Raw genomic sequence first — 18,928 nt, forward strand, 5'->3', positions numbered from 1 at the left:
ATTCCGGGATAATTTCTAGATGGTTTTCTTTCATTATTTCTATAGTTTCATCCATTGTTAATTCTTTATATTTTTTGTATCCATTCTTTTACAAATGGTTTTTTTATTATTGAAAAATGATCTCCATCAGCCACTATATGATTAGCGTTCTTAAAATGTTCCTGCCAGTCCTTTAGCTTGAATATTTTATGATTTGTATCTGAAGCAGTCACTATATAAATCGGAGTTTTTTTATCAATATAATTATAGGTAACTTTTGCATCTAACGAGGCTACGAGTATACTCCACAAATTCATAAAAATTTCGACTTTTTTAGAATGCTTTTCTTTGGTAAAAAGCTTTTTTAAATTTGACTCCCAATCTCTTTTGGGTAGTTTCAAGAGTTTCAAAAATTCATTTTCATATTTTTCTTTTGGCAATCCAGAAAAATCCGATATCATATCAATAAAAAGTAATGTCATCTTTTTGGTAATTCCTCTTTTCCCTGATAAGTCAGGGGTATCAATGAATACTATTTTATCAACTTTTATATTTTTGTTTTTCTTTAGTTTTTTCATCATTTCCAGGACAACACTACCTCCAAAACTGTGAGCATACAAACTGATTTCTCCTTGTGCACCCGATTTTTCTATTAGTTCAATATTATGAGATGCCATTTTGGTTATCGAATTTAATGGTGTATCCCCATAAACTCCTTTCATTTGTAATCCATATACAATATTATCTTCTGAAATTTCTTTTGCCAGTTCAAAATAGCCGTCTGAAATCCCCGGCATTCCCGGAATAATAAAACTTGCTTTCTCTATCAACCCATCACTTAATAAAAGTAAATGCCTGTCTGGTTCTACATCTTTGGGGTGTACATTTGCTTTAAACAATTTTAAAACTTCGTTTAAATTTTCTTTACCAAATACCTGACCTACAGGAATATCTATATCTAAAACTTCATTCAAATTTTGTGTAAACTGGATTACTTCTACAGAACTCAGACCTAAATTAAACAAGGGCTCATACGGATCAAATTCAAAAAAATCTTTTTTAAATACTTGTTTAGAGACACTTGATATCAAAGATTTATATTGAGGCGTAAGTTTTACTTGTTCGTTTTTTAGGGTACTAACATCGTTAGTTTCTTCAGGTTGTTGAATATCAGAGCTGTTATTTTTTGTTGTATATTCTTCTAAAATGATATGTGCATTTACTCCTCCCACAGTATAACTATTTAGAGCAGCTCTCCTTGGGTGATTACCATTTTTCCAGTACCTAGATTCCTGTGTTAAAGTTATGTACTGATTATTAGCAAGTTCAGAATTAACCTTACCTAAACCTACAATTCCCGGAATCATTTTATTTTCAAAAGCCTTAATTACTTTTATTAGAGAAGCCATACCTGAAGCAAATTCGGGATGACCTACTACTGGTTTTATAGTACTAACTTGCCATTTCTTAGTATGATCATCGGTTATAAGCTCATTATAAACTTCACTAATAGCGGTTAATTCTATTGCATCTGCCATTTTATTGGCAATACCATGTGCTTCAATATAATCGATTGTTTCTGGAGCTATTTTTGATTTTTGTAAACTTTTCTTAACTACACGTTTAATACCTTCAGCACTTGGTGCTTCTAAAGAGAAGCCTCTTCCGTTATGTGATACAGAACTTCCTTTTAGTACTGCTAATACTTTATTTCCATCTTTGATTGCCTTTTTTAACCTTTTCATAATGATTATTCCTGCTCCTTCACTTCTGACAAAACCACTGGCATCATCACAAAAACTTTGGGTCAAACCATTGTTACTAAATAAGCGTTGCATTTTAGGGTCCTCTTTCCCAAATACATTATCAAATACTATATTCACCGCTCCAACAATTGCCTGGTTGCATTCTCCAAGCTCTATATTTTGTATTGCTTTATGGATGGCTACATAACTACTGCTACAATATGAATTCACTACTTCACTTGGACCTTTGAGGTTTAAAAGAAATGATATCTTATTAGGAATAAGATATGTTGCCGTTTCTTCAAAACCAGCAAATTCTTTTTCGTTATTCTTTGACAAAACTTGTTGAGCGCCTATGAATATGCCTGTTGGAGCTGATGACATCTCTTGTACAGATACTTCATTTTTTACAAATGCATCCGCTAATACGCTATAAATAAGTTTTTGTTGATCATTCAGTTTACCGAATGCTTCTTTTGATAGTCCAAGAACTGAAATATTTTCTCCTAAACTTGTTGTATCTAACCTACCAAACTGTTCTGTCGGCTCTTTTTGCGTTTTTATATTTTGATCTTGAAGCATTTTCTCCCATAATTCATTCGAATCATTCACCTCATAAAAAACACCCTCTGCTGCTACGATTACTATGCTATCTTCTTTTAAGTTCGATTCTTCAGATTGGTTTTTTTTTCTTTTTCCTACAGGTTGTGGCACGGTTGACACATTATTTACTTTAATTGAATCGTTACCTAATCTCATCTCTGATTTATTTTGGATAAGACTCGCTAGATTTTTTAAAGTATCCGAATTGTAAAGCTCCTCAATAGAAACTCTAATAGTAAAATCATCGTAAATAGTATTTATCCAGTTTGTAGTAATAAGTTCGTCTAAACCGTAATGTTCGAATGAGTCCGTAATATCAATTTCTGAATCTTCTAAATACAACAATTGCTGAAACTGCTTTTTTAATGTATCAATTACATTTCCATGTGCAGTATCCTGATGATTTTCTGTAATCTCAACCTGTTGCTCAATACTACTTTTTGATTCATTTAATGAAACTAACTCAATCTTACTTACACCTATATTTTCTGGGTTTTTATGGTCTTTTGGAGATATGATCAACTTATTTTTTAGATATTTTTTTAACTCATCTAAGTTGTTATATCCATAAAGTTTTGAAGCAGCGATATCTAAATCAAATTCGTTATTTATTTGTTTAACCAATTCTACTCCTAAAATAGAGTCAATACCGTATTCCTGAAATGATTTAAAAACATCAACTTCAGGTTCATCCAGAAATAAAACTTCTTGAAATAATATTTTCAGTTTACTTTCTATTTGATCATCCTCTATACTATTTATTACATGATTTAATGTATCGATTACATTTCCTTGTGCAGTATCCTGATGATTTTCTGTAATCTCAACCTGTTGCTTAATACTACTTTTTGATTCATTTAATGAAACTAATCCTATCTTACTTACACCTACATTTTCTGATTTTTTATGGTCTTGGGAAGATATAATCAGCTTATTTTTTAGATAATTTTTTAACTCATCTAAATTATTATATTCATAAAGTTTTGAAGCAGCTATATCTAAACCAAATTCGTTGTTTACTTGTTTAATCAATTCTACTCCTAAAATAGAGTCTATACCGTATTCCTGAAATGATTTAAACATATCAACTTCTGGTTCATCCAAGAATAAAACTTCTTGAAATAATATCCTCAGTTTACTTTCTATTTGATCATCATCTATACTATTTGTTAGGGACATTAAAGTAGTACTATCTTCATCATTAGAGAGCAAGTTTGACTTCTCTGTTTTTGTTAGTAAAGAATCTTTATTTATAGTATTATTATTTTCTTCTTCTTGAACCTCTAATTGATCTAAAACATAGTTTATGAACGTATTCAGATTTGTAAATTCATATAACTTGGAGGCTGCAATATTTAATTTAAATTCGTCATTTATTTTTTTTATCAATTCAACACCTATTATAGAATCAATTCCATAATCCATGAAAGACTTAAAAACATCTACATCTTCTGGACTTAGATATAATACTTTTTCAAAAAGTATTTTAGTTCTATTGGTAACCTGATTCTTGGTCAAAATAGTATTATTTTCAAAATTCAAATCTGGGACTCTACGTTCTTCTAGTTGTAATTCTTGGAGTTGTTTCTGCTCTATATGTATAGTGTCATTATTACCCTTTTCATTCACATTAACTAATTCTTCTAATATTATTTTTCCTGATCCTGAGATGATATTATTTGTTTCTGTAGTTTCTGGAACAATAAAGCTTTCTTGTTTACTTTCTAGTCTGTTTTGATTAGATTCATATAAAACCTTATCACTACTCGAAATCCAACAACGTTTTTTTGCAAATGGATATGTCGGTAAGCTTACCTTCGATGGAATAACTGAATCATATAGTAGATTCCAGTCTATAGAAATACCTGAAGCCCATAATCGAGCTAGATCACTCAGCTCTTTATTTGCTATTGCTGCGGTTAGGAAGTTTTTATCTATAGTATCTTCTACAAGATCCCCTGAAGAGTCATCCCTCGTACTACCTGTATATAAGCCAGACATAGATCCTGATAAATAGGATCCCAACTTCTCTAGCAATGAATCCTTACTCGAAGCTACAAACGATAATCGTTCCTGCATCGACTCTCGACCTATCTGAAGCGTATAAGCAACAGAGGATAAAGTTACTGAATCCTGAGACTCTAAATATAAACGCAAGTTTTCTACCAGAACAATCAAACGATCAACATTACGAGCAGATACTACAAAGACATAAGGACTCTGTATTTTTGAATCTATATCAGCATCAGAAACTGTTCTCTGGTATTCTTTTACTATCAAATGAGCATTACCTCCTCCTGCTCCAAAACTACTAATCCCAGCTAGCCTGGGCTTATTATCTTCTACAGACCATTCCTCTAACGTTTGTTGTACTTTGAATGGGGTTCGCTCAAAATCTATATTTTTATTCAAACTACTAGAATGTAAACTCGGAACCAGTTGCTTATGCTTAAATTGTAACAATACCTTAGTCAACCCAGAGATACCCGCTGCTGATTCGGCATGACCGATATTACTCTTTACACTACCGATAGCACAATATTGACCAGTTTTATTACTACTCTTAAAAGCCTTACTCAATCCTGAAATCTCTATTGGGTCTCCTAAGCTTGTACCCGTGCCATGAGCCTCTATATAGCTAAAATCTTCTAACTTTACACCTGCTCGATCTATTGCCTCTCTGATCACCGCTGCCTGTGCATTGGGGTTAGGAACTGTATACCCATTGGTCTTACCTCCATGATTGAGACTACTCCCCTTAATTACACCATAGATCTGATCGCCATCTGTTTCTGCCTGACTCAGTGGTTTTAAGACAACTGCTCCTACGCCTTCTGAAGGAACATATCCTTCTCCACCTTCTCCGAAACTCTCACACCTACCTTTATCTGAGACAAACATATTCTGACTCAGTATTTTATACTTGTTAGGATGTACACTTACATTAACACCTCCAGCAATAGCCATACTACAATGACCATTATGAAGCGCATCAACTGCCAAATGAATAGCTGTCAGTGAGCTTGAACACATCGTGTCTACTGCCATACTAGGACCATGTAAATTCAGATAATAAGAAACACGATTAGCAATACTACTTGGACTACTAAAAGTAGCCAGTGGGTTACCCTTTAAGGTTTCCTCTACACCAAATAATTGGTATTCATTATACATTACCCCTGCATAAACACCAACATGCCCTCCGGTTATCGAATTCTCAGAAGATTGTATTTGCTGAAGACTTTCTCGAGTATAACCACTATCTTCTAAACTCTCCCAAACCGTTTGTAAAAACAAACGTTCCTGAGGGTCTATAAACTTAGCTTCTCGTGGCGAGATATTGAAAAATAATGGATCAAATTTATCTACATCTTCTATAAAACCACCCCACTTACTATAGCTCTTACCTGTCTCATCCTTATCTGGGTCATAAAAATTATCTAAATCCCAACGTTCTAATGGGATCTCCGTGATACTATCAACTCCATTGCGTAGGTTTGACCAAAAATCTTCTAAACTAGAAGCTCCGGGATAACGACCACTTAATCCTATAATCGCGATATCTTCAAATTTTACTGAATCAGAAGATTGAATACCTTGTTGCACGTCTGGTGAAAGGCGATAACGTCTACTTACTCTATTTTTTGAAACAACATTACTAAAGTCATAAGCTGGCTTGCCTTCTGTATCTAAACTTAGCCCAGTAACTTCTAGTAAACGATCAGGATATTCTGATACAAAAAAAGTGATCAAATCATCTAAATTCTGATACTCAAAAAATAAAGTGCTCGGTAGATTTTCAAAAAAATCGTCTAAATAACTAGTAAGCTTAACAGCCATTATAGAATCAACTCCATACTTCTCAAAATCATCTGTTATTTTAATTCTAGTAATCGGTAACTTTAAGACAGAAGATAGTACTGTTTTTAGATAAGCAGTTGCGGTTTCTCTTAATTTTTCTTGCCCTATTATTTTTGAAATCTTATTATCAGATTGTTTGATTTTTACTGATTTCTTTAAAAATATCTGGTCTAACAGGCTCTTTTTACCATATACGACAATACCTTGATCATAATGATGTGCTAATAATTTCTCAAAAACCTCAATCCCTATAGTTGTAGGTAATGCAAACATCCCTTGTTTCTTTTCTATATAGGTTCTACTATCTGCTTGTATGTGCATACTTCCTTCTTCCCACAAAGGCCAATTGATACTTAATGTATGTCCTTTTCGTTTGCCTTTATGTACCAAGTCATTTCTGTAAGAAGCATACTGATCTAACCAAGCATTAGCACTAGCATAATCACACTGTCCTACATTACCTAAAACACCTGCAATACTACTAAAGTAAACCATGAAGTCCAGATTCAAATTATCTGTTGCCTCATCTAAATATTGAACACCTGATATCTTAGGCGATAATACCAAAGAAGCGTCTTCTGGAGTCTTATTTTTTATAAGCTCATCCTTAATAATGCCCGCACTGTGAATAATACCATCCAAATGACCATATTTATCCAACACATCCTTGATTAGTAATGATACAGAATCTTGATCCGTAACATCGCAAGAATGATAAACAGCATTTAGATTATGTAATGCTTCCTCAGATAACCTACTGGTCATACTACGACCTGTTAAAATCAAACGAGTAGCACTTGTCTGTGAAATGTAATTTGCGAATAATTGACCTAATCCTCCCATACCTCCTGTGATCAAATAAACACCACCTTCTTTAATCTGTAAATGCGTTGGTGTTTCATCTATCGTATCCAAGACATCTGAAATCTCAAGAACTTCACGAGTCCCTGAGATATATCGAACTTCTGCACTGCTATCTGATACTTCTTGCTCTATGATAGAAACCAAAACATCTATCGCCGAAATAGATAGGCTAGGAACTCCAAGTGTTTTTCCTGTAAACCTAGAATTTTCTATAGATGCTGTTTTTAGCAAACCGCTAATAAATCCATAAGAAATATAATCTTCATTAGCATAGAGTACCGTAACACTTATAGCCTCTTTTAATTCTAAACGATCTTGTACAATGGATAAAACCTCATTATAATAACTTAATGCTGATCCTTCTTTTAGAGAAATAACTTCCAGAACTAAGGAAGATCTTAAGCTATCGGCTAGTGCTATTGAACCGCCAGCAAGTAAAATTAAATGACTCGTGTCTAGCCTGTCTTTTATGGCGTTTTCTGATTGAGTAACCCATTGGTTTTTATATAAATGAAGCCCCAGTTCTTCTTTTAAAGCTATATCTACCGAAGCTTGTTCTTGCTCCGAAAAACCATCTAATGAGATCGTTTCTAGCTCAATAAAACTCAATAAAACATCACCTGATTTTGATAACATATAAATATCATAACTCCCAATAGTACTTGCTGAATTATGAGCACTACGTTTACAGACATAGCACCATGCCGTATCCTCTACAGCTCCGTATATATTTACTTCTTTTACACTAAAAGGTAGACTCAAAACCTTTTTTTGATCTCCTAAACTCATCCCTATACACGTCTGTAAAGCACTATCTAATAAACCTGGGGGTAATACATAGCCTTCTTCTAGATCAAGATGAATCTTGCTTAAGGATTCTGTAGTACTATAATATAACTTTTCTATACCTTGAAAACTACTACCGTAATCTAAGCCTATTTCCTTGAACAATTGATAACAAATTATGCCTTGCTTCTCTTCATCTAAACGAGATTGAATCTCAGTAATACTAAAAGAAGGTACTGCTCCTAATTTTTCTGAAGCTAAACGACCTTGACTATGAATAACCCCTGAATCTGGGGAACCACTATAAAGTTCATACCCTACTAAATCTCCTTCTTCAAACAAACTAATCTGAACTTCTTGTGGGCTGCCATTAACGCGTACAGGACTTAACCAAGTGATATCTTTTAACTGAGTTATGGGTTTATGAATACTCTGAACTCCTGCTTCTCTGGCTAATTCTAAGTATGCTACTCCTGGCAAAAACTTCTCTGAGTGAACCTGATGGTCTCTCAAAAATGATTCCTCTCCTGTATAGGTACTCTTATATTTTTGTTCTTTAAGATCTGAATTGTTGATATGTAATAATGGGTGAAGATGATTTTTAACACTCAGTACCACACCTTCTTGTTGTTCAGGAATCCAATACCGATCCTTTGCAAATGGATAGGTAGGTAAACTAATTCTATTGGGATAGTCATCTCCTAGATAAAGTAAATCCCAATCAATCTTTATACCTTCTGCCCATAATTGAGATAAGGAATCTAATTCTTTATCTCGTACTGCAATTTCTATATATCCTTTTCCGGCATTGCCTTTTAGAACGAAATGATTCTTACCATTAGAAATATTACCCGTATATACAGCTGATAATTCTCCTGCTTTGTAGTTCTCTAATCGTGTAGTAAGCTCCTCTAAACTAGTAACTACAAAAGCTAATCGCTCTTCCATAGCTTCACGACCAACTTGTAATGTATAAGCGATATCATGCAAGTTTAGATCATGGCTAACACTATCCAAATATGTTTTCAAATTAACAACCTGAGCCGTTAATCGCTCCTTATTACGAGCTGACAAAACAATCACGGCAGGAACATCTTTTGTATAGGCTTTCTTTTTCTTTGAGCTATATTCCTCTACAACCAAATGAGCATTACTCCCTCCTGCTCCAAAACTACTAATCCCAGCTAACCTAGGCTTATTATCTTCTACAGACCATTCCTCTAACGTTTGTTGTACTTTGAATGGGGTTCGCTCAAAATCTATATTTTTATTCAAACTACTAGAATGTAAACTCGGAACCAACTGTTTATGCTTAAATTGTAGCAATATCTTGGTCAACCCAGAGATACCTGCTGCTGATTCGGCATGACCGATATTACTCTTTACACTACCGATAGCACAATATTGACCTCCTTTATTACTACTCTTAAAAGCCTTACTCAATCCTGAAATCTCTATTGGATCTCCTAAGCTTGTACCTGTACCATGAGCCTCTATATAGCTAAAATCTTCTGACTTTACACCTGCTCGATCTATTGCTTCTTTGATCACCGCTGCCTGTGCATTGGGGTTAGGGACTGTATACCCATTGGTCTTACCTCCATGATTGAGACTACTTCCCTTAATTACACCATAGATCTGATCACCATCTGCTTCTGCCTGACTCAGTGGTTTTAAGACAACTGCTCCAACACCTTCTGAGGGAACAAATCCTTCGCCACCTTCACCGAAACTCTCACATAGACCTCTTTCTGATAAGAAAGTATTTTGACTAAGTAAAAGATATTTATTGGGATGTATACTTACATTGACACCTCCTGCAATAGCAACATTGGCCTCTCCATCCCGCAAATCTTTACACGCTAAATGGATAGCTGTTAGTGAGCTTGAACACATAGTATCCACAGCCATGCTCGGACCATTGAAGTCACATACATAAGATACTCTATTAGCGATACTACTAGGACTAGCTCCTACTGCCAATATGCTCTCTTTTAAGTATCCTTCTACTCCAAATAATTGGTATTCATTATACATTACCCCTGCATAGACTCCTGTTTTTATTTTAGCATCGGTACTGTAATAAGATAACTTCTCCTTTGTGTATCCAGCATCTTCTATTGCTTCCCAAGTTGTTTGTAAAAACAAACGCTCCTGAGGATCCATCAATTCTGCTTCTCGTGGAGAAATATTAAAAAATAGAGGATCAAATTGATCTACACCTTCTATAAAACCGCCCCATTTACTATTCATTTTACCAGACTCTCCCTTCTTAACATCGTAGTAAGCACTTGCATCCCAGCGACCTACTGGTATTTCTGTAATACAATCTTTACCTCCTTTTAAATTTTCCCAGAACTCATTAACATTTTTGGCTCCTGGATAACGACCACTTATACCTATAATGGCAATATCATCCTGGATAACGTTATGCTGTCCCTTAATTTTAGTTCGTTCTGTCTCAGAAAATGTTTTAAATGATGACCCTTTTAATCTATGACCTCTTGTTTTTTGTAATACGGGACTAGTGTAGTCCTTTTCATAAACCGCCTTTTCTTTTTTACTTTCTTTAAGAGTATCTACCAAAAAATTGTTATGTTCTTCTGCAAGATATACCGCCAATTCACGAATATTTCTATATTCAAAAAATAATGTAGGGGAGATATATTCTAAGTCTTTTGAAAGCTCTTTACTTAAAACTCCTACTAATAAAGAATCTACTCCCATAACATGAAAAGAAGCCTCTACATCAATACTCTCTTTTTTTAGTTTTAAAACTCGGTTAAAGATATCTTTTAGATATGTTTCTGCTCTCTCCTGTATCTCATCATTTATCAAAAAATTATGTTCATTATTTTTTTCTGCAAACTCTTTAAAATACTGATTCTTTGCTTTTTCTAGTATTACCTCTCCATCGCTTGCTGCCACAATAATTTGTTGCGGTAAGTTTTGTTGTTCTGGAGAAATCATTACATTATAATACCCCAAATGTTCTAAGACATGCCTCCAGCTATTAGAAGATAAACCTGGACTACCTTCTAATCGATACTCTTTATCATCATATAACCACCATCCATCCAACAACCCAAAAGTAAGTGTGCTGAATATCTCTGTTTTTGCAATTTCATTAAGTAATATTAGTCCGTTTTCTTTTAAAACACCTTTGATATTGCATAAAGCGTCTGAGATATCTTTTGTTGCGTGTACGACATTTGTCGCTATTACTAAATCACAACTCCCTAAATCAACTTCTTGATCTTCTGGGGTCATTTCTATATTAAAAAGCTTCGTTTCTAAATATGGAGCTACCCCCTTATAGGTATTCTCCGCATATAATAAAAAACTCTTAGAAATATCAGTATATATATAACGAATATGTTCCTTGTACTTTTGTAAAGTACTAAATAGTAAAGCACTAGTTCCTCCAGTACCTGCACCAACTTCTAAAATGGTTATTTTCTTCCCCTGTCCACTATTTTTTATGCTATTTTCAATACTACTCTTGACTATATCACATATTATATTATTAAAATAATCTGCTTGATAATTATTCTTATAAATAGCTGATGCCAAGTCTATATTACCCATAGGAAAGATAATATCAATAGCCTTAGTCACCCCCTTTAAAATAGATACAAAAGACTGGAGACAAACCTTTAACAATTCTGAATATGCCTTATAATCAGGATAGGTAGCTACAACAACATTCATTTCCTTTTGTATATCAAAAGTATGCAGTCTTTGTTTTTCCTTTTCGGAAATACGTATCGATTCTCCTTCTAGGGAGATATAACCTCCCATATCTAACATTCGAATTAATTCGGTAAATAAACGTTCATATTTATCTATAACCCCTAGTTCTCTTCTAAGTTCTGGCAGCTTTATTTTAGTATAATTTTCGACACCTAACGTATTTAAAACCTGTAAGACTCCCATATAACAAACATCCTTAAAAGTATTTTCGCCTTCTGGAACTGTAAAGCGAATAGGTGTTGTTTGCTTATCGAATTCTATATATGAACTTTCTTTCTGGTTGAATATGATCCTATCTTCGTTTATTGGCAGACTTGTACGAGAATTATCTTGCACTAGTTTTATAATTGATAACTGTCTACCTCTTCCTGAAAGTAATGTTTCTAGTGCTTCCATACCTTCTTCACTAGTTATACTTCCAACCCCTATTTGGGACATATAATCATTATAACTCTCATCAGAGACAATTCCAACTTCTCCCCAATACCCCCAATTCATAGTATAGCTAGGAATCTTCAATTCTTGTTCTACTTCTCTAGCATAACTATCTTTATATGTACAGCCTGCTGAGTAATTACTTTGCCCAAAAGCGTTCTGATAACTTTCTATGGAAGAGTAAAAACATATAAAATCTAAAGGTTCTTTTTTAAAAGTTTCTACCAGATAGTGACTAGATATGGATTTAGGCATAAAGGATGCTTTAAAATCTGAAACCTTCATATTAGAAATCATCATATCATGAAGTACCATTGCTGAATGAAATACTCCATGTATGGTATTTTCTTTTAACTTGATTTGATCGTAAGCTGATAATATACTTGATTCATCAGTTGCGTCACATTGAATATACTCAGGGATTGAACCATATTTAGAAAAAGTCTGAACTAAATCTTCTATTTCTTGATTTTTTTCTCTCCTTCCAAGCCAATAAACTTTTGATTTATATTTCTTTATCAAATATTCTGTAGTCACGCTACCTAAACCTCCGGCTCCTCCTAAAATAAGGTAGACTCCAGAATTTCTGAATTTACTTTTTAGCAATGAACTTGAGACTTCTACAGAAATTAGTTTTGATCTATAGCATACCTTTTTTCTTAATGCTTGTACACTTACTTGAGTAGCTTTTGAAAATGGAACTCTTAAAATATCACCTATTCCCGCTATTTCTTTTTCATCAATGTCAATGATTCGAATAGACCAATTCGGTTCTTCTTTGGCTAGTGAACTCACAAAACCTATAATTCCTGAACCTGCCGAGTTGACAGTATCTGTAGTACATACCAACTGTGTTTTAAAACTTACAACTGTGAGTTGTAATGCTCTTAAATCTTTTGATTGAAGCTTTTTAATACTTCTAAAAACAGAAAGTTCTTGACTATCTATTTGATCTATAATTTTAGCTGAAGACTTGATATCCTGATCAAGACCTTGTAAAAGGTATACAGAATCGATTCTCTCCAGATCCGATAATAATCCAAACTCTTCTATAACAATAACCTCTGCTCCTAATGATTTTAATTTTTGTTCTAATTGGTCGGTGAATGTGTTTTTTTGACCAATAATTACAGTTACACCTGATGCTGTTTCAGAAATAGATTCTTTTTCCAACATAATCGACCGCTCCCAAACAGGCTTATAACACCTATTACTATTTTCTAATATAGGCATAGATGCTTTCTGTGAATCTTTCCCCGATATTGAGGTAGATGGATCAAACTCTTTTAAAGGTAAAATAGTAAGCTCAATAAAACTCAATAAAACATCACCTGATTTTGATAACATATAAATATCATAACTCCCAATAGTACTTGCTGAATTATGAGCACTACGTTTACAGACATAGCACCATGCCGTATCCTCTACAGCTCCGTATATATTTACTTCTTTTACACTAAAAGGTAGACTCAAAACCTTTTTTTGATCTCCTAAACTCATCCCTATACACGTCTGTAAAGCACTATCTAATAAACCTGGGGGTAATACATAGCCTTCTTCTAGATCAAGATGAATCTTGCTTAAGGATTCTGTAGTACTATAATATAACTTTTCTATACCTTGAAAACTACTACCGTAATCTAAGCCTATTTCCTTGAACAATTGATAACAAATTATGCCTTGCTTCTCTTCATCTAAACGAGATTGAATCTCAGTAATACTAAAAGAAGGTACTGCTCCTAATTTTTCTGAAGCTAAACGACCTTGACTATGAATAACCCCTGAATCTGGGGAACCACTATAAAGTTCATACCCTACTAAATCTCCTTCTTCAAACAAACTAATCTGAACTTCTTGTGGGCTGCCATTAACGCGTACAGGACTTAACCAAGTGATATCTTTTAACTGAGTTATGGGTTTATGAATACTCTGAACTCCTGCTTCTCTGGCTAATTCTAAGTATGCTACTCCTGGCAAAAACTTCTCTGAGTGAACCTGATGGTCTCTCAAAAATGATTCCTCTCCTGTATAGGTACTCTTATATTTTTGTTCTTTAAGATCTGAATTGTTGATATGTAATAATGGGTGAAGATGATTTTTAACACTCAGTACCACACCTTCTTGTTGTTCAGGAATCCAATACCGATCCTTTGCAAATGGATAGGTAGGTAAACTAATTCTATTGGGATAGTCATCTCCTAGATAAAGTAAATCCCAATCAATCTTTATACCTTCTGCCCATAATTGAGATAAGGAATCTAATTCTTTATCTCGTACTGCAATTTCTATATATCCTTTTCCGGCATTGCCTTTTAGAACGAAATGATTCTTACCATTAGAAATATTACCCGTATATACAGCTGATAATTCTCCTGCTTTGTAGTTCTCTAATCGTGTAGTAAGCTCCTCTAAACTAGTAACTACAAAAGCTAATCGCTCTTCCATAGCTTCACGACCAACTTGTAATGTATAAGCGATATCATGCAAGTTTAGATCATGGCTAACACTATCCAAATATGTTTTCAAATTAACAACCTGAGCCGTTAATCGCTCCTTATTACGAGCTGACAAAACAATCACGGCAGGAACATCTTTTGTATAGGCTTTCTTTTTCTTTGAGCTATATTCCTCTACAACCAAATGAGCATTACTCCCTCCGAAACCAAAACTACTAACTCCGGCTACTCTTGGTTTTTCTGATGCTACAATCCATTCCTTTGTCTGTTGTTGTAAATAAAAAGGACTCTCTTCTAATTGTAAATATTTGTTAGGCTCTTTTAAATGGACATTACCTGGTATTTTTTTATGTTTCATTGATAAAATCACTTTTATAAAACCTGCAATGCCCGCTGCTGATTCTAAATGACCTATATTAGTCTTTACACTTCCTAAACCTATATGAGGAACTACAGAACCTGAATCAACTCCATAATCCGAATACAATGCCTCAAAAGAACTCTTTAATGCCTCTACCTCTATAGGGTCTCCTAATTTAGTACCCGTACCGTGTGCCTCTATATAATTTACTGATCGTGGATCTATTTTTGCTTCACGGTATGTTTTTAATAATAAATCATGCTGAGCTTTGGGGTTGGGAGAAGTTAATGTATTAGCACGACCTCCATGATTCTCTCCTGTATTGAGAATAACTCCTTGAATACGATCACCATCTAATTCTGCTTGCTTTAAAGATTTTAAGATAACAATACCTACACCTTCACCTCGTACATAACCATTGGCTTGTTGATCAAAAGTCTTACATCTACCATCTGAACTTAACATACCTGCCTTAGCAAAGGATTGAGTAATTCCAGAATTTAATATCGTATTTACACCTCCGGCTATAGCCATAGAACAAGCCCCAGAACGAATATTTTCTACTGCTCGATGAATTGCTATTAAAGCACTTGAGCAAGCTGTATCTATCGGTTCACTAGGGCCTTGTAAATCTAAATAATAGGAAATACGATTAGCAATCATCGTATGAGCTATTCCCATAGAATATTGTGCCTCTTGATATAGATTGATAGCGCTTTTATTTGATAAACTTGAATAGTCCGTCCCAGAAACTCCTATAAAAACTCCTGTCTTACTACCCTTTAAGGACCCTGGAGCTATACCTCCATTTTCCAATGCATGCCAGACAGACTCCATGGTGATACGCTGTTGTGGATCCATTAACTCGGCTTCCCTTGGGGAAATGTTAAAAAATAATGGATCAAACTTATCTATATCCGTTAGGTAACCTCCCCATTCTAGAGTTTCTGGCCTAGTAGCTTTATTTACTGATGCCTCCCCTGTAGATTCTAAGGATAATCGCTCTTCTGTCACTCTGGTTATTAGATCTGTATTATTCTCTATATTATTCCAAAATGAAACCAAATCTTCACTCCCCGGAAAACGACAATTCATCCCAACAACTGCTATTGGCTCATGCATCTCTGAAGAAATAGCAACTGATCCTGTTTTATTTTCTTTGTCTTCAGAAATAAAACGAAACTTAGAATTTCTTAATAATACTGGTGACAAATCTTTTTTGTGAGATATTTCTATATCCTTCTTAGTAGTAATAGATTCTCTATAATAATAGAGTATAAACTCTTGATACTCCTCCAATAAAAATGAACTTAAGGATACTATTGTTGGATAATTATAAAATATTGTTGGTAGTAAATCTAAATTATAATATTCATTAAGTAAATTAGAAAACTTAGTTAATAAAATAGAATCAAATCCATAATAGCCTAATTCTTCATTAATAGAAATATGTTTTGATTCTAATTTTAATAGTTTAGACACTAAATCAAGTAATGTTGTCTGTACTTTTTCTAACAAAATAGTTTGATCTGGTATAGTCGTAGTTGATTTTTCTTCTAAAACACCTCTTCCAGATAAACGCTCATAAAATCGAAACCCATCTCCATAAATAACAGCCACCTGAGAAAAACTTGTTGATAACAAATCCTCTAAAATCGATAAGCCTAAAGGCTCTGGAAGTATATCTAGACCCCAATAACGACTAAAATAAGTCTTAACATCCTGAGAAACATTCATCCCTGAACCTGACCATAAAGGCCAATTAATACTCAGCGTGTGCCCCTTACAAACTCCTTGACTAACTAAGTCATTTCGATAATCAGCATATCGATCCATCCAGGCATTTGCCGAAGCATAACAACCCTGACCTATATTACCTAAAACACTCGAAATTGATGAATATAAAACTAGAAAATCTAAAGAAATATCGCGACTCAACTCATCCAAATAACGTGCTCCTAATATCTTGGGCTTTAAAACTAATAAAGAATTTGAAATATCTTTTTCTGGTAACAAACTATCTCGTAATACTCCTGCGGTGTGTACAATACCATTTAATTTACCGTAGCTCGTCACAATATCTGATAATAGCACTTCTATAAAAGAACGATCAGTAACATCTCCTTGTTTGTAAACCATACCTGAATGTGAAGAAACCCAAGAATTTTCCTCTTCACTCAATGAACGACGACCAATAAGAACAACGATACATTTTTTATATCCTGAAAGAATATGAGAACCTAATAACTTTCCTAAACCTCCCATACCGCCAGTGATCAGATAAACTCCTTCATCCTGAAACGATACCCGGTTTGAACTGGTGACCATAGAAGATAATGAAGATTCTATATAAAACTTCTCTTGACGAATACCGTCGCGATAACGAACCTCTGTAGAAATAGCATCCTTGGATAACTCTTGTTTTAATTGAGTCTCTAGTAAAGTGAAATTAGAAATCGATGCATCTGACACCTCTAATGACCTACCCCTAAGCTTGTTACTCTCTAAATGTAAACTCTTTAATAATCCTGAGATAAACCCATAATCCAAGGAATCTGATTCACCATAAACTAATAATAACTGCGAAACATCTAAAGACAATAATCGCTCTTGAACCAGATTCAATATGATTTCAAAATAAGCAAATGAATCCTCTGGAGTGACACATAAAACCTCCTGACCTAGAGAAGAACACAACTTATCACCCAGAGAGGAAGAAACCCCTAATAATATAATCAAAGTAGGAACAGCTTCAACATTGGATACGTCCGAGGAAGACAGCAATGAATCCTTCCAGATACCGCTATAATAATAATGAGAACTCCAAACCATATCACTACTAGCACTAGAAAAAGTGCCTCCTCCCGATAATAACAACAATCCCTTAAAATCACAGACAACCACTCCTTCTAAATCCAAAAACAAAACATCATACATCAAGCTACCTGATCCAGCACCTTCTGCAACTTCAACATACACCCAAACATCTTCAGGAAATGTGTCTCGATAAAGGTGAAATGATTCTATACTATAGGGAAATAACAAAGAATCTATATCCTCTCCTGATCCAATAAGAACTCCTAAACAACTCTGAAGACCACTATCTAAAATCCCTAAAGGGAGCCCATACCCTGATACTAAGCCTAGATGAACTCGAGACAAACTACTCCTTGATCCACAATATATTCTTTCTATACCCTGAAAATGAGAACCATAAAAAACACCCAAATCTAAAAACTTTGAATATATTTCATCCTTAGATAATACAATAGAATAGCTTGATTTTAAGTCAGAAATATCAAACCTCAATGAATTAGCTCCTACTTCGGTATCCAAAATACCTTCACTATGAACTACCTCTGAATCTCCAGAATTACTATACACTTCAAAACTAGCACTCCCAGAAGACGATGGGAATAATCGAATCAATAATTCCTGACTATACTCTGGCGCTTCAAATGGATGTAACAAACGAACTTCTCTAAAACAATATATCAAATGTCCTAAAGAAAGTCTTCCTGACTCCCGAGCAAGTTCTAAATAACCTACGCCGGGAAATAACTTTTTTCCACCCAATTGATGGTCTGAAAAGAAAAACTCTTTTCCTGTAAAAACACTACGAAAACATTGCTGGTGTAAATCTGAAATGTTTTGATGAACTAATGGATGTAAATGATTCAAAAAGACGGAAGAGTCTAAAAAAGCATCAGAAGTTTCTGATACCCAATAATGCTCTCTCGAAAATGGATATGTAGGTAAACCTACCTTCATAGGAACAACGGAATCATACAACAAATTCCAGTCTATAGAAATACCCGAAGCCCATAATCGAGCAAGATTATCCAGCTCTTTATTTGCTATTGCTGTGGAGACATAACTCTTTTCTGATTCATCTTGTAAGAGAAATTCTGAAGCGTTATCCCTCGTATTACCTGTATATAAACCTGATGTAGATCCCGACAAGTAAGATTCTAACTTCTCTAATACTGCATCCTTAGTCGATGCTATAAACGATAATCGTTCCTGCATCGATTCTCGACCTATCTGAAGCGTATAAGCTACAGAGGATAACGCCACAGAATCCT

General features: G+C 34.4%; 1 protein-coding gene. It reads right to left on the reverse strand.

Annotated elements, in window-relative coordinates; translation table 11 throughout:
* Nucleotides 1–65 precede the first annotated feature (65 nt).
* Nucleotides 66–18,920: an SDR family NAD(P)-dependent oxidoreductase gene (locus F0000_RS23325; RefSeq protein WP_223148939.1), complete on the reverse strand. Its 18,855-nt coding sequence runs from the start codon at nt 18,918–18,920 to the stop codon at nt 66–68.
* Nucleotides 18,921–18,928: the final 8 nt, after the last annotated feature.

It is taken from the genome of Aquimarina sp. RZ0, assembly GCF_008370685.1.
GTDB lineage: Bacteria > Bacteroidota > Bacteroidia > Flavobacteriales > Flavobacteriaceae > Aquimarina.